Origin of the sequence: Arthrobacter sp. zg.Y820 (genome assembly GCF_030125555.1) — a bacterium.
GTDB lineage: Bacteria > Actinomycetota > Actinomycetes > Actinomycetales > Micrococcaceae > Arthrobacter_B.
Genome location: NZ_JASKLX010000004.1, coordinates 1 through 18,775, shown reverse-complemented (window position 1 = coordinate 18,775; position 18,775 = coordinate 1). Strand labels below are relative to the sequence as shown.

At 65.2% G+C, this 18,775-nt stretch carries 15 protein-coding genes and 3 tRNA genes; 11 read left to right on the top strand and 7 right to left on the bottom strand.

What is annotated here, in order from left to right:
• Positions 1 to 190 precede the first annotated feature (190 nt).
• From serA to ilvD, 5 genes are all read right to left on the bottom strand, one after another.
• Complete coding sequence (gene serA / locus QNN99_RS04740) at positions 191 to 1,786, bottom strand: phosphoglycerate dehydrogenase (protein ID WP_229965281.1); 1,596 nt, start codon at positions 1,784 to 1,786, stop codon at positions 191 to 193.
• Positions 1,787 to 1,968: 182 nt separating this feature from the next.
• A complete protein-coding gene (ilvC, locus tag QNN99_RS04735; protein WP_229965280.1) occupies positions 1,969 to 2,994 on the bottom strand; it encodes a ketol-acid reductoisomerase in 1,026 nt (341 codons plus the stop codon).
• Positions 2,995 to 3,052: 58 nt separating this feature from the next.
• Positions 3,053 to 3,565, bottom strand: a complete 513-nt coding sequence (gene ilvN / locus QNN99_RS04730) for an acetolactate synthase small subunit (RefSeq protein ID WP_229965279.1) — start codon at positions 3,563 to 3,565, stop codon at positions 3,053 to 3,055.
• Positions 3,566 to 3,568: 3 nt separating this feature from the next.
• Positions 3,569 to 5,476, bottom strand: a complete 1,908-nt coding sequence (locus QNN99_RS04725) for an acetolactate synthase large subunit (protein WP_229965278.1) — start codon at positions 5,474 to 5,476, stop codon at positions 3,569 to 3,571.
• Positions 5,477 to 6,022: 546 nt separating this feature from the next.
• Positions 6,023 to 7,726: a dihydroxy-acid dehydratase gene (gene ilvD, locus QNN99_RS04720; protein ID WP_229965277.1), complete on the bottom strand. Its 1,704-nt coding sequence runs from the start codon at positions 7,724 to 7,726 to the stop codon at positions 6,023 to 6,025.
• A gap of 161 nt (positions 7,727 to 7,887) precedes the next feature.
• Between ilvD and QNN99_RS04715 the strand changes: the two genes are divergently transcribed.
• On the top strand, positions 7,888 to 8,328 hold the full coding sequence (locus QNN99_RS04715; protein ID WP_229965276.1) for a hypothetical protein: 441 nt from the start codon (positions 7,888 to 7,890) through the stop codon (positions 8,326 to 8,328).
• Between the two features lie 99 nt (positions 8,329 to 8,427).
• Here the strand turns inward: QNN99_RS04715 and QNN99_RS04710 are convergent, their stop codons facing one another.
• A complete protein-coding gene (locus QNN99_RS04710; RefSeq protein WP_229965275.1) occupies positions 8,428 to 9,384 on the bottom strand; it encodes a 2-hydroxyacid dehydrogenase in 957 nt (318 codons plus the stop codon).
• A 161-nt stretch (positions 9,385 to 9,545) separates the two neighbouring features.
• On the opposite strand from QNN99_RS04710, the gene QNN99_RS04705 reads away from it, so the two are divergent.
• The 3 genes from QNN99_RS04705 (at position 9,546) to QNN99_RS04695 (ending at position 10,811) form a co-directional block, all read left to right on the top strand.
• Positions 9,546 to 9,983, top strand: coding sequence for a hypothetical protein (locus QNN99_RS04705; protein WP_229965274.1), 438 nt, complete (start codon positions 9,546 to 9,548; stop codon positions 9,981 to 9,983).
• A gap of 136 nt (positions 9,984 to 10,119) precedes the next feature.
• Positions 10,120 to 10,192: transfer RNA gene (locus QNN99_RS04700), tRNA-Lys, on the top strand.
• Between the two features lie 546 nt (positions 10,193 to 10,738).
• Positions 10,739 to 10,811, top strand: a tRNA-Lys gene (locus QNN99_RS04695).
• 190 nt (positions 10,812 to 11,001) lie between these two features.
• Here the strand turns inward: QNN99_RS04695 and QNN99_RS04690 are convergent.
• Positions 11,002 to 11,556: a MarR family winged helix-turn-helix transcriptional regulator gene (locus QNN99_RS04690; protein WP_229965273.1), complete on the bottom strand. Its 555-nt coding sequence runs from the start codon at positions 11,554 to 11,556 to the stop codon at positions 11,002 to 11,004.
• A 145-nt stretch (positions 11,557 to 11,701) separates the two neighbouring features.
• Between QNN99_RS04690 and bcp the strand changes: the two genes are divergently transcribed.
• From bcp to QNN99_RS04655, 7 genes are all read left to right on the top strand, one after another.
• Positions 11,702 to 12,169, top strand: coding sequence for a thioredoxin-dependent thiol peroxidase (gene bcp, locus QNN99_RS04685; RefSeq protein WP_229965272.1), 468 nt, complete (start codon positions 11,702 to 11,704; stop codon positions 12,167 to 12,169).
• Between the two features lie 64 nt (positions 12,170 to 12,233).
• Positions 12,234 to 12,315 (top strand) — tRNA-Leu (locus QNN99_RS04680).
• 294 nt (positions 12,316 to 12,609) lie between these two features.
• Positions 12,610 to 13,695 carry a hypothetical protein gene (locus QNN99_RS04675; RefSeq protein WP_229965271.1) on the top strand — a complete coding sequence of 362 codons (1,086 nt, stop codon included), beginning with the start codon at positions 12,610 to 12,612 and terminating at the stop codon, positions 13,693 to 13,695.
• 214 nt (positions 13,696 to 13,909) lie between these two features.
• On the top strand, positions 13,910 to 14,611 hold the full coding sequence (locus QNN99_RS04670) for a fasciclin domain-containing protein (protein ID WP_269439147.1): 702 nt from the start codon (positions 13,910 to 13,912) through the stop codon (positions 14,609 to 14,611).
• Between the two features lie 293 nt (positions 14,612 to 14,904).
• The gene (locus QNN99_RS04665) at positions 14,905 to 16,602 is read left to right on the top strand and encodes an ABC transporter substrate-binding protein (protein WP_229965270.1); all 1,698 of its coding nucleotides are present in this window, start codon (positions 14,905 to 14,907) and stop codon (positions 16,600 to 16,602) included.
• A 98-nt stretch (positions 16,603 to 16,700) separates the two neighbouring features.
• Positions 16,701 to 17,705 (top strand): ABC transporter permease, encoded by a 1,005-nt coding sequence (locus QNN99_RS04660; RefSeq protein WP_229965269.1) that lies wholly within the window; start codon positions 16,701 to 16,703, stop codon positions 17,703 to 17,705.
• On the top strand, positions 17,702 to 18,646 hold the full coding sequence (locus QNN99_RS04655; RefSeq protein ID WP_229965268.1) for an ABC transporter permease: 945 nt from the start codon (positions 17,702 to 17,704) through the stop codon (positions 18,644 to 18,646). Before QNN99_RS04660 ends, QNN99_RS04655 begins: the two co-directional genes overlap by 4 nt.
• Positions 18,647 to 18,775: the final 129 nt, after the last annotated feature.

Genomic DNA, 18,775 nt, shown 5'->3' with positions numbered 1-18,775 from the left:
GCCTGTTCCCGTGCCGCCAGGAGGCCAGGCAGGGATGGATATTTTGATGTCCCGTTATCTGCACGGTAGATCGGACCGACGGTACTGATGCCCCGTTATCCGCACGACGGATCGGCAGCAAAAAGGCCGGCCCCGAATGGGACCGGCCTTCTGGTGCTGCGGCACTGCATGCGGGCTGGCCCGCCGGGAGTTAGCCCTGCAGGTCGACCTCGCGGACCACCGTGGCGCCGATTTCGGTGCGCAGGTTTTCCAGCACGTCCTGCGGCACCGAGGAATCAACGGTCAGCAGGGACAGCGCCTGGCCGCCTTCGCTGTTGCGGGCCACCTGCATGCCGGCAATGTTGATGTCCTTCTCGCCCAGAATCCGGCCCAGGGCGCCGATGACGCCGGGACGGTCCGTGTAGATGAGCACCAGCAGGTGCTCACTGATCGGGATTTCCACCTCGTAGCCGTTGACGCCCACGAGCTTCTCGATCTGCTTCGGACCGGTCAGGGTGCCGGCGACCTCCAGCTGGGTGCCGTCGGAGAGCGCGCCGCGGATGGTCAGCACGTTGCGGTAGTCGACCACCTCGGCGGTCTTCAGCAGCCGGACCTCAATGCCGCGCTGCTCGGCCAGCACCGGGGCGTTCACGTAGGAGACCTGCTCGGACACGATGTCCGTGAAGAGGCCCTTCAGTGCTGCCAGTTCCAGCGCCTTGACGTCCAGGGCGGCGATCTCGCCGGCCACCTCGATGTCGATGGCGGTGACCGAGTCGTGCGCCAGCGCCGTGAAGATGCGGCCCAGCTTTTCGATCAGCGGGATGCCCGGGCGGACCTCTTCGGCGATGACGCCGCCGGCCACGTTCACGGCGTCGGGCACCAGTTCACCGGCCAGGGCGAGGCGGACGGACTTGGCGACCGAGACGCCGGCCTTTTCCTGCGCCTCGGCGGTGGAGGCGCCCAGGTGCGGGGTGACGATGACGTTGTCCAGGGACTGGAACGGCAGGCCGGTGGAGGGTTCCTTGACGAAGACATCCACGCCGGCGCCGGCGATCTTGCCCTCGGTGAGAGCCGTGTAGAGGGCGTCTTCATCGACGAGGCCGCCGCGGGCGACGTTCACCACGTAGGCGGTGTCCTTCATCTTCTCGAAGGCTTCGGCGCCGAGCATGCCCAGCGTTTCGGGGGTCTTGGGCATGTGGATGGTGACGAAGTCTGCCTGTTCCAGCAGCTCGTCGAGGGTTACCAGCTTCACGTTCAGCTGCGCGGCTCGTGCCGAGGTGATGTACGGGTCGTAGGCAAGGATTTCGGTGCCGAAGCCCTGCAGCCGGGCGGCGACGAGGGCGCCGATGCGGCCCAGGCCGATGATGCCGATCTTCTTCTCGAACAGCTCGATGCCGGAGTACTTCGAACGCTTCCACTCGCCGCCCTTGAGCGCGGCGCTGGCCTGCGGAATGTGGCGGGCCAGGGACAGGATGTGGCCCACGGTCAGTTCCGCGGCGGAGATGATGTTGGAGGTGGGGGCGTTCACCACCATGACACCGGCCTGGGTGGCGGCCTTGATGTCCACGTTGTCCAGGCCCACGCCGGCACGGGCGATGACCTTGAGCTTCGGAGCGGCGGCGATCGCTTCGGCGTCGACCTGCGTGGCGGAACGCACCAGGATGGCGTCGACGTCGGCGATTGCGGCGAGCAGCTCCGACCGGTCCGCTCCGTTGGTGGAGCGGATTTCGAAGTCCGGGCCCAGGGCCTGAACCGTGGCCGGGGAAAGTTCTTCCGCAATGAGTACGACGGGCTTGGTGGCTGTCACCGGTGACCTCTTTAGCTGTGGTGGATTCTGGTGGGGATCTTGGTGAAGCGATTTTCTGCGCAAAGAGGCCGGGCCCGATAAACCGGGACCGGCCTCTTTACCGAAACGGCTTGCTCATTCGAGCTTATCGTTTCGCTGCTGGGCACGCTCAATCAGGACCCAGTGTTACCGGCAACGTTCCGTTAGCGGGAGACGGAGCCTTCGGTGTAGTCGTCGTCGGACTTGATCCAGGAGAAGAGCTTGCGCAGTTCGCGGCCCGTGGACTCGATCGGGTGGTCTTCGCCCTTCTGGCGCAGTTCCTTGAACTCCGGAGCGCCGGCGTCCTGGTCGTCGATGAACCGCTTGGCGAAGGCGCCGTTCTGGATGTCCGCGAGGACGGCCTTCATGTTTTCCTTCACCTCGGGCGTGATGACGCGCGGGCCCGAGACGTAGTCGCCGTATTCGGCGGTGTCGGAGACGCTCCAGCGCTGCTTGGCGATGCCGCCCTCGACCATCAGGTCAACAATCAGCTTGAGCTCGTGCAGCACCTCGAAGTACGCGACCTCCGGCTTGTAGCCGGCCTCGGTCAGGGTCTCGAAGCCGTACTGGATCAGCTGCGACGCACCGCCGCATAGGACTGCCTGCTCGCCGAAGAGGTCCGTCTCGGTCTCTTCGGTGAAGGTGGTCTCAATGACGCCGGCACGCGTGCCGCCGATGGCCTTGGCGTAGGACAGGGCCAGTTCTTTGGCCTTGCCGGACGGGTTCTGCTCGACGGCGATCAGGTCGGGAACACCGCGGCCGGCTTCGAATTCGCGGCGGACGATGTGGCCCGGGCCCTTGGGCGCAACCAGCGCGACGTCGACGTCGGCCGGCGGCTGAATGTAGCCGTAACGGATGTTGAAGCCGTGGCCGAAGAACAGGGCGTCGCCGGCCTGCAGGTTCGGGGCGATGTCCTCGGCGTACACGAAGCGCTGCACCTGGTCCGGGGTCAGCACCATGATCAGGTCGGCTTCGGCGACGGCGTCGGCGACGTTCAGCACGCGCAGCCCCTCGGCCTCGGCCTTGGCACGGGACTTCGAGCCTTCCTTGAGGCCAACGCGGACGTCGACGCCGGAATCGCGGAGGCTGAGGGCGTGGGCGTGGCCCTGGCTGCCGTAGCCGATGACCGCGACGGTGCGTCCCTGGATGATGGACAGGTCGGCGTCGTCGTCGTAATACATGTCAGTCACAGTGTGTCTCCTACTGAATTTTCTTGGATGAAGGTTGATGCGAAACTGCGGTGGAAGCCTAGGCGCTGCGCAGGGCGCGGTCGCCCATGGATTTCGAGCCGCGGCCGATGGCCAGCGTTCCGGATTGAACTATTTCGCGGATGCCAAAGGGTTCAAGCACTGCGAGGAGTGCGTTGAGCTTTTCGGCGGTGCCTGTGGCTTCAACGATCAGCGAGTCGGTGGACACGTCAACCACTGAAGAACGGAACAGCTCGGCTGCCTGGGTTACCTGCAGCCGTGTTGCGGCATCCGCGCGAACCTTGACCAAGATGTGGTCGCGTTGCACGGAAGACTCGGGAACCAGCTCGACAATCTTGATGACGTTGACGAGCTTGTTCAGTTGCTTGGTGACCTGTTCGAGCAGGTCACCCTCGGCCTCGACCACCACGGTGATGCGGGACAGGCCCGGCACTTCCGAGGGGCCGACGGCCAAAGAATTGATGTTGAAGGCCCGGCGGGCAAACAGGGAGGCAACCCGGGTCAGGACACCGGGTACGTCTTCGACCAGTACGGAAAGAGTGTGGCGTTCCATGTTCTAGTCCTCCTCTTCCCATTTGGGTGTCATGTTGCGGGCAATCTGGATCAGGTCATTGGGCACACCGGAGGGAACCATCGGCCAGACCATCGAATCGCGGCTGACCACGAAGTCGATCACGACGGGCCGGTCGTTGATGGCCAGAGCTTGGCGGATGGTGTCATCGATGTCCTCATCGCGTTCGCAGCGCAGCCCGACACAGCCGTACGCGTCGGCAAGCTTGACGAAGTCCGGGATCCGGACGGTGTCATGACCGGTGTTCAGGTCGGTGTTGGAGTAGCGGGACTCGTAAAAGAGCGTCTGCCACTGCCGGACCATGCCCAGCGAGGAGTTGTTGATGATGGCGACCTTGATCGGGATCTTGTTGATCACGCAGGTGGCAAGTTCCTGGTTGGTCATCTGAAAGCAGCCGTCGCCGTCGATCGCCCAGACCACGCGGTCCGGGTTGCCGACCTTGGCGCCCATGGCGGCGGGAACCGAGTAGCCCATGGTGCCCAGTCCGCCGGAGTTCAGCCAAGCGCGGGGGCGCTCGTACTTGATGAACTGCGCGGCCCACATCTGGTGCTGGCCGACGCCGGCCACGTAGACGCCGTCGGGCCCGGTGAGCGCGCCGATGCGCTCGATGACCTTTTGCGGGGCAATGTGCCCGTCATCTGGTTCGCTGAAGCCCATCGGATACGTCTGGCGCAGCCGGTCGATGACCGCCCACCACGGAGCGATGTCCGGGCGTGCCGCGGCAAACTGGGTGCGGACGGCGTCGGCCAGTTCGGGAATGATCTCCTTGACCGACCCGACGATCGGCACGTCCGCCGGGCGGTTCTTGGAAATCTCGGCGGGGTCGATGTCCGCGTGGATGACCTTGGCGCCGGGGGCGAAGGAGGAGAGCACCCCGGTGACGCGGTCATCAAAACGCGCGCCGAGAGTGATGAGCAGGTCTGACTGCTGCAGTGCTGCAACCGCCGCGACGGAGCCGTGCATGCCGGGCATGCCCGCGTGCTGCGGATGCGAGTCCGGGAAGACGCCGCGGGCCTGCAGCGTGGTGACCACGGGGGCGCCCACCACCTCAGCCAGCTCCAACAGCTCCGGCGAGGCATCGGCCTTCAGCACGCCGCCGCCGACGTAGAACACCGGGCGCTGCGAGGCAGCGATCAGGCGGGCCGCTTCGCGCACCTGCTTGGAGTGTCCGCGCACCACGGTCCGGTAGCCGGGCAGGTCGATCTTGGGCGGCCAGGAAAACGTGGTCTTGGCCTGCTGCGCGTCCTTGGAAATGTCCACCAGCACCGGTCCGGGGCGGCCGGTGGTGGCGATGTGGAATGCCTCGGCGAGAACCCGGGGAATGTCGTCCGGGTCGGTCACCAGATAGGAATGCTTGGTGATGGGCATGGTGATGCCCACGATGTCCGCTTCCTGGAACGCATCGGTGCCGATGAAGGCGCTGGACACCTGCCCGGTGATGGCCACCATGGGAACGGAGTCCATGTGGGCGTCGGCGATGGCGGTGACCAGGTTGGTGGCTCCGGGGCCCGAGGTGGCGATGCAGACACCGGCGCGGCCGGTGACCATGGCGTAGCCCTCGGCGGCGTGGCCGGCGCCCTGCTCATGCCGGACCAGGATGTGCCGGAGCTTCGTGGAATCCATGAGCGGGTCATACGTCGGAAGGATCGCGCCGCCCGGCAGTCCGAAGATGTCGTCGACGCCGAGTTCCTCCAACGCGCGGACGATGGCCTTTGAACCGGTCATCTCGGTGGGAGGGACCACGTTGTTGGGGCCCTGGACCCGGTTGTCTACGGCTTCGGACGGCACTGACATGGAGGAGGCAACATCACGCGTCTTGCCCGCTGCCGCCTTGGCGGCAGCGCTGGCCTTGTTGGCCATCAGCGATGGGCTGATTGGCGATCCCTTACTCATAAAGACTTCCTTACGGATACTTATTCATGTGATCTGTTGCGGCGGCCGCCCGGACGGTCAGTCCTTCGCGGCTTCTGTGCTTTGTCTGAAGCCAATAAAAAAACCCCTCGTGCCGGTTGGCTCCGTAGGGGTTCGCGCGTGACGTTCTTACAAGCCGGCTGTTAGGCCACGCGCTTGGTAAGGACGACGGATACGATCTGCATACCGTTCAGTCTTCCCATCCCCTACGGCACTGTCAACTGAATTTGGTCCCCGTCTCACTATTCGGACGCCCTGTCCAACCAATGGACACCCTGTAACCGTCGAGCCACGGCCGGCGGCAGAAATCCCTAACCGGCGAGACGACCCCGGGAGCCAGCGAAAGTCCCCAACAGGTGACCTTCGAACGGCAGCCAGCCGAAGTCCCTAACAGGTGACCTTCGAACGGCAGGCGACAGGGTCCTTAACCGGTGACCAGCCCACGTAAGGCGGCAGGGCTTAATAAGGCTGAAAACCCTTAGGGGCCCCGCTGATATCCGCGCCAGCGGGTATCAGCGGGGAGGGTTTTCAGCCGCAGTAAGCCCCGGTGGAGGCGGAGTTGACCAGCTTGGCGTACTTGCCCAGCACGCCGGTGGTGAACTTGGCAGGCAGCGGCTTCCAGCCTTCCTTGCGTGCCTCCAGCTCTGCGGGGTCCACCAGCAGGTCGAAGCTGCGGGCCGCCATGTCCACCCGGATGCGGTCGCCGTCCTTCACGAACGCGATCGGGCCGCCGTCGACGGCTTCGGGTGCCACGTGGCCGATGCACAGACCCGTGGTGCCGCCGGAGAACCGGCCGTCGGTCAGCAGCAGGACGTCCTTGCCCAGGCCGGCGCCCTTGATGGCACCGGTGATGGCGAGCATTTCGCGCATGCCCGGTCCGCCCTTGGGTCCCTCGTAGCGGATGACGACGACGTCGCCGGCGTGGATCGCTCCGGCGTCGAGCGCGTCCAGCGCACCCTGCTCGCGTTCGAACACGCGGGCGGTGCCCTCGAAGATGTCGGCGTCGAAACCGGCGCTCTTCACCACGGCGCCCTCGGGGGCCATCGAGCCGTGCAGGACGGTGATGCCGCCGGTCTTGTGGATGGGGTTGTCCAAGGCGCGCAGCACCTTGCCGTCCGGATCCGGCGGGTTGATCGCGGCGAGGTTCTCCGCGACAGTCTTGCCGGTGACGGTGAGGCAGTCGCCGTGGATCAGGCCGGCGTCGAGCAGTGCCTTCATGATGACGGGCACGCCGCCGATCTTGTCGACGTCGAACATCACGTAGCGGCCGAAGGGCTTCAGGTCGCCCAGGTGCGGGATCTTGTCGCCGATGCGGTTGAAGTCCTCGAGCGTCAGGTCAACTTCGGCCTCGCGGGCGATCGCCAGCAGGTGGAGCACGGCGTTGGTGGAGCCGCCGAAGGCCATGGTGACGGCGATGGCGTTTTCGAAGGCCTTCTTGGTCATGATGTCGCGGGCGGTAATGCCCTTGCGCAGCAGGTTGACCACGGCTTCGCCGGACTTGCGGGCGAAGTCGTCGCGGCGGCGGTCGGCGGAGGGCGGGGCGGCGGACCCGGGCAGGGACATGCCCAGCGCCTCGCCGACGCAGGCCATGGTGTTGGCGGTGTACATGCCGCCGCAGGCGCCTTCGCCCGGGCAGATGGCCCGTTCAATGGTGTCCAGGTCCTTGAGGCTCATCTTCCCGGCGGCGCAGGCGCCGACGGCCTCGAAGGCATCGATGAGCGTCACTTCGCGCTCGGTGCCGTCTTCCATCTTGGCGAAGCCGGGCATGATGGAGCCGGCGTAGAGGAACACGCTGGCCAGGTCCAGGCGGGCGGCTGCCATCAGCATGCCGGGCAGGGACTTGTCGCAGCCGGCCAGCAGAATGGAGCCGTCCATGCGCTCGGCCATCATCACGGTTTCCACGGAGTCGGCAATGACCTCGCGGGAGACGAGGGAGAAGTGCATGCCCTCGTGGCCCATGGAGATGCCGTCGGAAACGGAAATCGTGCCGAACTGCATGGGGAACCCGCCGCCGGCGTGGACGCCTTCCTTGGCGCCCTGGGCCAGCCGGTTCAGGGACAGGTTGCAGGGAGTAATTTCGTTCCACGAGCTGGCGACGCCGATCTGCGGTTTGGCGAAATCGTCGTCCCCCATTCCCACGGCCCGGAACATGCCACGCGCCGGGGCGGCGTGGATCCCGTCGGTGACTACTCGGCTTCGGGGTTTGATGTCAGGCGTATTCTCCAAGCTCATGTCTTGATCTTAGGACCTTTCCGCGGCGCCGCCGGGGCATATGACGGATGGGCTGCTCGCTTGTTACGGCGCGTGAAGAGGGCGTGACGTGTTTGTTTCGGAACGGGCCCTTGCGGGGGGTGGCTTCCGCCGATGGGGGCTGGTGTTCATAGACTGGGGAGATGACTTCGGCACCAGAGTTTCGCGATCAGCCCTCGAGCGATGACATCAAGGTTGTGCTCCGGCATGTGTTCGAATCGCAGATTCCCAACTACGGCGACTACAACCTGGTCTGCGCCGGGCCCGGCGGGGACGGTGCCGAAACCTTCTATGTGGTGGGATACCGGTGGCGCCCGGCCGAGCTGGTGTTTGCCCCATTCAACACCGCCACCCTCGCCGGACTCGAGGCGCCCACTGCCGTGAACTCGACCAACCTGTCCCACGCCGAAGAAGTCTCCGCCGGGGACTACGAGGTTGGCACGAACACCGGACGCATCTTCCGCTTCCAGGTGGAGGCCAGCGCCCCGCTGCCTGAGGACGGCGACGGCCTGCGGGTTATCGAGCAGGCCGTCGACCTCGAGGACTTCGGCTCCTTCGTGGATCACTTCCTGACGCTGGCCTGAGAGGGGCTGCCTGAGAGGGACTGCCGGGCCGACGACGGCGGGGCTCCCGCCGCCGTCGGCCTCCGCCGTCGTTCCTGCCTCAGTCCCGGCGACGTTGCCTCAGGCCCAGGGGCCGCGGCGCACCAGGTTCACGGGCTCTTCGCCCCGGGCCAGGCGGCCGATCTGCTCCTTCAGGAGCTTGCGGATCCGCGGCACGAACGCCTCGGTGTTGCCGCCCACGTGCGGGGTGATGATCGCGTTCGGAGCCTTCCACAGCGGGTGGTCTGCCGGCAGCGGCTCGGGGTCCACGACGTCGAGGGCCGCATGCAGCCGCCCGGACAGCACTTCGGCGGTGAGCGCCTCGGTGTCGACGACGGGGCCGCGCGCGACGTTCACCACCAGCGCGCCGTCCGGCAGCGCGGCGAGGACCTCCTTGTTGATGAGGTGGCGCGTCTGTTCGGTCAGCGGAGTTATCACCACCACCACCTCGGCTGTCTTGGCGAGCTCCACCAGCTCATCAGTGCCGTGGATGGTGCCGCGCTCATCAGTCCGGGCCCGGCTACCGACCCGGGTCAGTTCCACTTCAAAGGGCTCCAGCCGTTCCGCAATGGCAGCGCCGATTCCGCCAACGCCAACCAGCAGCACCCTGCGGTCGGCGAGACCCGGGAATCGGCGGCTGTCCCAGGTTCCGGTCACTGAGTTGCGGACCGCTGCGTCCACGCCGCGGAGCGAGGCCAGCATCAGCGTCAGGGCCAGCTCCGCGGTCCCGGCGACGTGGACTCCCGCGGCGCTGACGACGGCGACATCGGGCCCCACCAGCTCGGGCAGGCCGTCGTAGCCCGTGGACTGGGCCTGAAGCATTTTCAGGTTCGGCACCCGGTCCAGCGCTTCCTGCCAGTCGCTGCCGGTTGCATACGGCAGCACGACGGCGTCGATCTCGCCGTATTCCAGCCCCTTGGGCTCCCCCACTACGTCCCAGAGGCCGGCGCGAATGCCGTCCGGCAGCGGGCTCATGGCTTGCAGGAGCTCCTCGGTGGGCAACGTGATGGAACGGATGGGGCGAAATTGCTGATTCATGCCTGACAGCCTAGTGCCGCCGTCGAGGTCCGCCGCACCTCTGGACACTGAAGCGGAACCCGCCGTAACGTCGAGGGGCAGCCAGTATTGTGCCGCGCGGCGGTGTTTGGGTGGCGGTGTTTTTGTCGGGCCGGCTGGTGGATCGAGGGAAAGGCAGTTACGTGAATCGCTCGTCCCTGCTTAGTTCAGCGGCGGTATTTTCAGCCGTCGGCTTCAGCGCTGCGGCCGTTGCACTGCTGCGCCGACTGCTGCGGCACGGAGCTGTGGAACAGGCGGCGCGGGTCAGCTCCAAGGAAGCGTCCACGGGTGAACTTCCCGTGGTGTCCGCCCGGGCCATCGGCACTCCGGCCGGCACCCGTCCGGGCAAACGCGACCATTTGCCCGTGACTCCGGTTCCGCCCAACACCGTGACGGCAACGACAAGGGAGCCGGCGGAGCCTGATCATTCCGCAGAGGGCGGAGATGCCGGGCAGCCGAAACCGTCGCGGACCTGGGTGGTGGACAACAGTTCGGCCTGGGACGGCAGCCCGTTGGAATTGGTGGTTCCGCCGCCGCTCCGGGGCCTGCGGAAAGGCAACCCGGGCGCCTCACCGGCGTGAGGTCCCCGGGCGGAAGCGCCGCGCCGGGGGCAGACTGGAGCCAATTTTTCTTTTTCCCGGAAGTACTGGTAATGTTTCATGTCGTTGCGGAGAGCAAATCGAGCAGAAATGATCGGCTTGCAGGACAAAACAAAAGGCACCTCTAGCTCAATTGGCAGAGCATCTGACTCTTAATCAGAGGGTTCCGGGTTCAAGTCCCGGGGGGTGCACAATACAGACCCCGTCTGGCCAGGAAGAAATTCCTTGGCCAGGCGGGGTTTTTTGTTTGGCTTTTTGGGTTCGGCGGGCCTCGGGCACTTGGGGTGGGCCTCGATTGCGGGCGCCTGCCCCTGGCCACCCAGCCCGGCGGCTACCGCCCGGCCTCCATACGCAAGCCCGCGACGCAGTGGACATCCGCCACCCGGGCGGCGGAACCGGTCGAGGCCTGGCCGCGAACCGGTCCGGCCCGCGCCTGGCACACAATGGTCGCAGGAAAGCTTCTGGTGCAGGATGGTGAACCAATGGCTGCGGCACTGCCTGACGTGCTGCGCCGCCATCGCACCGCTGCCGCCGCCATCCAGCGGCTGGCCTGGCTCCAGATGCTTCGTGCAGATCACTTCGGGGTGGTGAATGGGGTAACTGACATATGAAGTGGATCTCACTTCCGCCGATACCCGCCGATCCGTTCGCTGCAGGGCAGAAAGGCTGGTAGTGTTGTCTGTCGTTGCGGATGACAAATCGTCGGTTCACGCCGACGCCAAGACATCCCAGCAGATGCACCTCTAGCTCAATTGGCAGAGCATCTGACTCTTAATCAGAGGGTTCCGGGTTCAAGTCCCGGGGGGTGCACAAATCAAGGAGCGGCTCAGCTCGGTGAAAACCGGCAGAGCCGCTCTTTTTGTTGCTGCAAGGCCAGAACGGTGCTCACATTCCCGATGACCGGTTCAAGGGGACTCCCGCTGCCGGTCAGCCCGGAGGCAAAACGAAAAAGGCACGCCCCCCGAAAGGGGCGTGCCTCAACGAATCAGGCCGTGCGCCGTTAGGCCGTGCCTGCGGTCTTCCCGGCTTCAACGCCGGAGCTGTCACCGGGCACTTCCTCCGCGGCTGCGGCAGCAACAATTTCCTCCGCGGGGACGACCGGAATCGGCAGCCCCGGAACATCCACAGCCAGCTGCCAGCGGGGATTTCCCAGCTCTTTAATGACATTGCGCAATTGTCTGCGCAGCTCGTCGGACATCAGGTCACCGCCGTCGGTAAGTGTGCTCTCGATGTCCTGCGCCTCGCGGAGCGCCTCCACTCCCTCCGGAGTGATGGAGACCATGTGGCTGCGCCGGTCCAGGTCATTCCGGACCCGGACCACGTGTCCATGAGCTTCCAGCCGGGAGAGGGTCTTGCCCATCGTCTGCGCCTGGACCCGGACGATCTGCGCCAAATGCGCCTGCGTCATGGGCCCCTGGGAATCGAGGACCCCCAACGCGATTACTCCGGCGTGGGTCACGCCAATTCGAACAAGCCGCTCATTCCAAGCGTGTTCGACCAGGCGGGCAGCCGTCGACAACAGTCGACCGGTGGGCCAGTGCTCCATATCGGGCATAAATCAGAACTCTTCCTTTCAGGGTGAGGATTTGATGGCCGATCGGATAACCTACAAATCCACCACGTACTAGGATAGCCACCAAGGCCGTGCGCTGTCGCGCTGTGACACAGCCTGATCTGCCATTGATACCAAGGAGAGACCTATGCCCCGCCTGTCCCCCGGCGAAAAAGCCCCGGACTTCACCCTTCCGGCAACCGATTCAGCCTCTGTTTCACTCTCCGGATTCCGAGGCCGCAGCACCGTTATCTACTTCTACCCCGCTGCCGCCACACCCGGCTGCACCACGCAAGCCTGCGATTTCCGCGACAATCTGAACACGCTGCAGGAGGCCGGGTACGCCGTCGTCGGCGTCTCCCCCGATCCGGTTTCCAAACTGGAAAAATTCGCCGAGGCTGAACACCTCAACTTCCCGCTGCTCTCCGACCCGGACCACGCAGTTGCCGAGGCCTACGGAGCCTGGGGCGAGAAGAAGAACTACGGCAAGACCTACGAGGGCCTGATCCGCTCGACGGTGGTCGTGGACCCCGACGGCGCCGTCTCCCTCGCCCAATACAACGTGCGGGCCACCGGCCACGTCGCCAAGCTGAAGCGCGATCTCGGACTGGCCTGAACCTCAGGTACACTGGAGGCTGGTTTTGTGCCTTTCCGCGGATAGCGCGGCAGTGACAGCCTGAGCGCGAGTGGCGGAATTGGTAGACGCGCTGGATTTAGGTTCCAGTGTCTTCGGACGTGTGGGTTCAAGTCCCTCCTCGCGCACTGTGACGAGTCGAGACATCGTTTTCCGATGAGTCGCGACATCGGTAACACCCCGGTCTTCGGACCGGGGTGTTTTCTTTTGCCCGGGCACGGTTCGCGCCAGGCACCCGCATGCCGGCCCCGTCAGCATCTGGTTCTGCTGCTTCCCCGCTCCGTGTCCCTACCCGATGCCGAGCCGTTGACCCTGCACCTTGGCGGCGGGAAAATAGCACCTGAGTGGCCCGCCCATCCGCGGGGTGCAACCAGTGGCTCCTTGGTTGAGCCAGTGGCACCTTATTCGAGGAGGCCCCGTTTATGGACACCGTTGCGGACGCCGACGCCAACACCAAGGACAAACCTCCTCCGCCCTGGTACCTGCGCGGAAAGTCCCTCATCATTGGCGCCGGCGCAGTGGCGACCGCGATCACCGCCGTCTTGGGACTGTGGGACCGCTTTGACCGCCCGGATGACAAAGATACGGCGACCGTTGAACTGCTCCAGCTGTTAAGGGCGTCGGACCTTCGTGATTTCAACGCTGTACAGCTCGGCACCGCCCTCCCCCTGAAAACTGCCCAAGACACGAACGCCCGGCAGCTGCCCGCTGGGGGTCACGCAGCAGCAGTTCCGGGATTCTCGACAGCATTCCCGCCCAACCCGTCGCTTCCGCCGGCCGTCACGGTGCCGCCGACGCCGGTTCCGCCGGCCGTCACGGTGCCGCCGACGCCGGTTCCGCCGGCCGTCACGGTGCCGCCGACGCCGGTTCCCGGGCCCCCTGCCACCGAGCCTGAAACATCCCCGCCTCCGACCTTTGCCACCCCTTCTTCCACCTCTTCACCCAGCACCTCAGCCGGCTGGACGGAGTCACCCGAATGGACCGAGGAGTTTGAGCTGGAGGTGGTGGAGGATCCGGTGCTGACAATGATGGGCTATGACCTCAAACCTGAGGACTTAAGGGTTTTTCCAGCCGTGGGAAACCAATCCCTGGGACTCACCGCCAGCACTGAGCAAGCCGTTGAACCTGCCGTCGGTGCCGGCACGTCGCCGGCCCCGGCGGATGTCGCAACCCAAATAGTTGAGATGCTCAGCACGGTCGAGGGTACCGACAGCGCCGGCAACCCGGCACCACGAGGCTGGACAGTTGCTGTGGATCTGACCCTTGAAGGCCTGGAGGGAGTGCCCCTTCTGCTGACGTGGTCGCTCGACGGCATCGATGTACCGCATTTATGGTTAGCCGAGAGCCTGGCCTACCGGGTTGAAGCCGACACGGACAGCGCCGCCGGAACAGCGGAAATATGGGTTCCTGACTTGATCCCGCCGGGCACTTACGAAGTGAATGTCAAACTTATCTACGAATCAACCGGCGCCCCCGTCGACTCCGGTTCGCGGCCGGTCCCGGACTAAAACCACCTCCTTCTGCAGGCCCTCGCCCCGCCACGCGCGCCCCGCCGAGCCGAGCCTCCCAAGTCCCTGCTGTGACCTGGCTCAAAACTTTTCCAGCCCGTCACCCATCCGGCCGGAGCCCCGGGCCGAAGACCTTCTGAGACCTCGCCCCAAGAGGTGTTCACACCAACCACGAGGTCCCGCCAGACGGACCCTCGCCAGAAGGAGAAAAACAATGGCTTTCAAGACCCGCCGGAACATGTCCATCCTCGGAATCGCCGCTGTCTCCATGCTGGGCATGGCCGCCTGCAGCACCGACTCCTCCGATACCTCCTCCGAGAGCTCCGAATCGGGCATGGCCTCGGAGTCCAGCATGTCCCCCTCCGCTTCGGAGCCCATGAGCCCCGACGCAACCGCCAGCGAGTCCATGAGCGCCGATCCGGCGGCCAACCTCGTCGGCGCCAGCTGCGCCGACTACGCGGCGGCCGTTCCCGAAGGAGCGGGGTCCATCCAGGGAATGTCGCTTGACCCGGTAGCCACTGCCGCGTCGAACAACCCCATGCTGACCACGCTGACCGCAGCCGTCTCGGGCCAGCTGAACCCGGAGGTCAACCTGGTCGATACCCTGAACGGTTCGGAGTTCACGGTGTTCGCACCCACCGATGAGGCCTTCGCCAAACTGGATCCGGCCACCCTCGAGACGCTGAAGACGGATCCGGATCTGCTCTCCAGCATCCTCACCTATCACGTGGTTCCGGGCCAGATGGCCCCTGAGGAACTCTCCGGCATGTACGCCACGGTGAATGGTGCTGAAGTCGACGTCACCGGGTCCGGCGACAGCCTGATGGTGAACGAGTCCGCCGTCGTCTGCGGCGGCGTCCAGACCGAGAACGCTACGGTCTACCTGCTGGACACCGTCCTGATGCCTCCGATGTAGTCCGGGCGGCACCAAACCCGGCACAGCACAGATCCACCACCGACAAAGGCGGGCGCCCCACCAAGGCGCCCGCCTTTGTCGTGACCAAATTGTGACCGCGCCGGGACTTGAAATGCGAACTGGCGCCCCGGCACCCATTAGGCTCTGTCCCATATGTTTGTGGCGTGCAACACACTTGCCCCAAAAAGAACCGCTCAAAAAACCGCTCCACCTGCCACGGACACCACAGCACACCCTGCACGATGCACCGCACGGCATCCGCGCGGGTAACACTCGCCCAGAGGAGTAGAACCATGTCACTTGCCGGCCGAACTACGAATGGCTCCCGCCCCAGGCGGCGGGCCGCCGCCATCACCGCAGGCGTTGCCCTGAGCGCCTTGATTCTGTCCGGCTGCGCCCAGAGCGAGCGCGAGGAAGGGTCCGACGACGCCGGTACCTCCTCCGAAGTGGACGGAACCTTTGTCTTCGCGGCTTCCTCCGACCCCAAGACGCTGGATCCCGCGTTTGCCTCCGACGGTGAGTCCTTCCGTGTCAGCCGCCAGATCTTCGAGGGCCTGGTCGGCGTGAAGCCGGGAACCGCCGATCCGGAGCCGCTGCTGGCCAAGTCCTGGGAAACGTCCGAGGATGCGCTCACCTACACCTTCGCTCTTGAGGAAGGTGTCACGTTCCACGACGGCACCGCCTTCAACGCGGAAGCCGTCTGCGCCAACTTTGACCGCTGGTACAACTTCACCGGCATCCAGCAGGAGGAGAGCCTGGCGTATTACTACAGCAAGCTCTTCAAGGGCTTCGCCGATACCCCGGAGACCGCAACCTACAAGTCCTGCGAAGCGACCGGTGACGCCGAGGCCGTGGTGACCCTGGCCAAGCCGTTCGCCGGCTTCATTGCCGCCCTTTCGCTCCCGGCCTTCTCGATGCAGAGCCCGACGGCGATGGAGGAGTATGACGCCAACGCCGCCTCCGGCACTGCCGAGGCACCGACGCTGAGCGAGTATGCCAAGGACCACCCCACCGGAACCGGTCCCTTCAAGTTCGACGCCTGGGACGTGGGCAACCAAATCACCCTCGCCGCAAACGAGGACTACTGGGGCGAGCAGGGCCAGGTCACCGACATCATCTTCCGCGTCATCGATGACCCCAACTCCCGCCGCCAGTCCCTGGAGGCCGGCACCATCGACGGCTACGACCTGGTGGCCCCGGCGGACACTCAGAAGCTGGCCGACGCCGGCTACAACGTGATTACCCGCGAACCGTTCACCATCCTGTACCTGGGCATGAACCAGAAGGTGGAGGAGCTGGCGAATCCGCTGGTCCGCCAGGCCATTGCCCACGCCATTGACAAGCAGGCGCTGGTGGACCAGACCCTGCCCGAGGGCACCAAGGTGGCCAACCAGTTCATTCCCGACGTCGTCAACGGCTACAACGAGGACGTCACCGAATACGAGTACGATCCGGAAAAGGCCAAGGATCTGCTGGCCGAGGCCGGCTACCCTGACGGCTTCACCGTGGACTTCAACTACCCCACCGGTGTCTCGCGCCCGTACATGCCCACCCCGGAGCAGGTCTACACCAACATCACCGCCCAGCTTGAAGAGGTTGGCATCAAGGTCACCCCGCAGCCGAACAAGTGGTCCCCGGATTACCTGGACCGCGTCCAGGTGGGCGAAGACCACGGCATCCACCTGCTGGGCTGGACCGGCGACTACAACGACACCGACAACTTTGTCGGCGTGTTCTTCGGCGGAGAGAAGCCCGAATTCGGCTTCAACAACCCGGAGCTCTTCGCATCCCTCGAGGAGGCCCGCCAAATAAGCAGCCTGGAAGAGCAGACCCCGCTGTACGAGCAGATCAACGAGGACATCGCCCAGCTCGTTCCTGCCGTGCCGCTGGCCCACCCGGCCCCTTCGCTGGCATTCAACGAGCGCGTGGAGTCCTACCCGGCCAGCCCGGTCAGCGACGAAGTGTTCAACCAGATCAAACTCACCAAGTAGCAGCACGCGGGCCGGGGTTCCTTCGGGACTCCCCGGCCCGCTTTCTGTCCCCCACCCTCCTCCTCCAGCCGGTTTTCATCCGCTGAGAAAGGACATCTGTGCTGCAAGTCATCGGCAAACGCCTTCTCATGCTGATTCCCACCCTTATTGGGCTGTCCATCCTTTTGTTCGTCTGGGTCCGCAACCTTCCCGGCGGTCCGGCCACCGCACTCCTCGGAGACAAGGCCACGCCCGAGGCGGTGGCCGCGATCAACGCCGCCTACGGCTTTGACCGGCCGATGCTGGAGCAGTACTTCACCTATGTGGGCAAGCTCCTGCAGGGCGATTTCGGCACTTCCATCGTCACCGGACGCCCCGTCCTCGAAGAGTTCGCGACCCGCTTCCCCGCCACCCTGGAACTCGCAGTGGTGGCGCTGATCTTCGCCATCGGCATCGGCATTCCGCTGGGCTACCTCGCGGCCACTCACTACGGCCGCTTCTGGGACCATTCCTCGGTGGTGCTCTCCCTGGTCGGCATCACCATTCCCGTGTTCTTCCTGGCCTTCATCCTCAAATGGCTGCTGGCCATCCAGCTGCCGGTGTTTCCCCCGGACGGCCGGCAGGACCCCCGCATTGACGCCACCCATGTCACTGACTTCTATGTGCTGGACGGCCTGCTGACGCGGGAGTGGGACGCGTCCTGGGACGCTGTCATGCACCTGGTCCTTCCGGGAATCGCGCTCGGCACCATTCCGCTGGCCATTATTGTCCGCATCACGCGGGCCTCGGTCCTGGAAGTCCAGGGTGCTGACTACGTCCGCACCGCCCGGGCCAAGGGCCTGATGGAAAAAACCATCCGCGGCCGCTTCGTGCTCCGCAACGCCATGCTCCCCGTGACCACAACCATCGGCCTGCAGACCGGACTCCTGATTTCGGGTGCCGTCCTGACCGAGACCGTCTTTGCCTTCAGCGGCGTCGGGCGGTTCCTGCGCGACGCCATCTTCAATCTGGACTATCCGGTCCTGCAGGGATTCATTATTTTCATCGCCATAGCCTATTCACTGATCAATCTGCTGGTTGACATTTCCTATGGCTTTATCGACCCGAGGGTGAGGGTGCAATGAGTACGGTTCTCCCACCGGCGCCCGGCGGCGCCATCCGGCCCGACGAGCCCGCAGCAACAGCCGACGTCAGGGGCAGCGGGATGTGGCAGTCGGCCTTTGCCCGGCTGCGGCACAATCCGGCGGCCATCGCTGGAGCGGTGATCGTCGGCGTCTTCATCCTGGTTGCCCTGCTGGCTCCGCTGCTGGCACCGTTCGGCGGCGACGATCTGCCCGGACGAACCGACATCACGCCCACCAGCATTCCCGGACCGGGCGACATAGCCGGCTATCCGCTGGGGCTGGACCGTTTTGGCGGCGATGTCCTGTCCAAGCTGATCTGGGGCGCGCGCGCCTCGCTGATCATCGGCATCGTCTCCACCGCCCTCGGCCTGGCCGGCGGGATGCTGCTCGGTGTCATTGCCGGCGGGCTGGGCGGCTGGGTGGACAACGTCATCATGCGGTTCGTTGACATCCTGCTCTCCGTTCCGAACCTGCTGCTGGCCGTCAGCATTGCCGCGATCCTGGGGCAGAACACCTACGCGATCATGATCGCCATCGGGGTGTCGCAGGTGCCCATCTTCGCCCGCCTGCTGCGCTCGTCAATGATCTCCCAGCGCAGCGCCGACTACATTCTCTCGGCACAGTCGCTGGGCCTGAGCCGGCGCACCATCACCATGAGCCACCTGCTGCCCAACAGCATGGGCCCGGTGATCGTGCAGGGAACCCTGACCCTGGCCACCGCCGTGATTGACGCAGCAGCCCTGTCCTTCCTGGGGCTGGGCGGCGGCAAGCCGCAGACCGCGGAGTGGGGACGCATGCTCACCTACGCGCAGAACGAGCTGGCCGTGGCGCCGCAGCTGGCGTTCCTGCCGGGCATCTGCATCGCCGTGACGGCACTGGGCTTCACCCTTTTGGGCGAGTCGCTGCGCGAGGCATTGGATCCCAAGACCCGCAAAAAGTAGGCAGCTTCCGGCACCTGCGCGACGCAAAAAACACGACGCATAAGACAGGCAGAGGTGGCGCCCCCCGGGGCGGGCCCCCGCGCTGGTGTTTTTGGGCTTGGTGGCGGGGTAATCATATGTGGGGCCGGG

Coding starts and splice junctions, on each gene's coding strand:
- ilvN (WP_229965279.1), bottom strand. CDS start 3,565: ATGGAACGCCACACTCTTTCCGTACTGGTCGAAGACGTACCCGGTGTC.
- QNN99_RS04725 (WP_229965278.1), bottom strand. CDS start 5,476: ATGAGTAAGGGATCGCCAATCAGCCCATCGCTGATGGCCAACAAGGCC.
- ilvD (WP_229965277.1), bottom strand. CDS start 7,726: ATGAGCTTGGAGAATACGCCTGACATCAAACCCCGAAGCCGAGTAGTC.
- QNN99_RS04715 (WP_229965276.1), top strand. CDS start 7,888: ATGACTTCGGCACCAGAGTTTCGCGATCAGCCCTCGAGCGATGACATC.
- QNN99_RS04710 (WP_229965275.1), bottom strand. CDS start 9,384: ATGAATCAGCAATTTCGCCCCATCCGTTCCATCACGTTGCCCACCGAG.
- QNN99_RS04690 (WP_229965273.1), bottom strand. CDS start 11,556: ATGCCCGATATGGAGCACTGGCCCACCGGTCGACTGTTGTCGACGGCT.
- bcp (WP_229965272.1), top strand. CDS start 11,702: ATGCCCCGCCTGTCCCCCGGCGAAAAAGCCCCGGACTTCACCCTTCCG.
- QNN99_RS04675 (WP_229965271.1), top strand. CDS start 12,610: ATGGACACCGTTGCGGACGCCGACGCCAACACCAAGGACAAACCTCCT.
- QNN99_RS04670 (WP_269439147.1), top strand. CDS start 13,910: ATGGCTTTCAAGACCCGCCGGAACATGTCCATCCTCGGAATCGCCGCT.
- QNN99_RS04665 (WP_229965270.1), top strand. CDS start 14,905: ATGTCACTTGCCGGCCGAACTACGAATGGCTCCCGCCCCAGGCGGCGG.
- QNN99_RS04655 (WP_229965268.1), top strand. CDS start 17,702: ATGAGTACGGTTCTCCCACCGGCGCCCGGCGGCGCCATCCGGCCCGAC.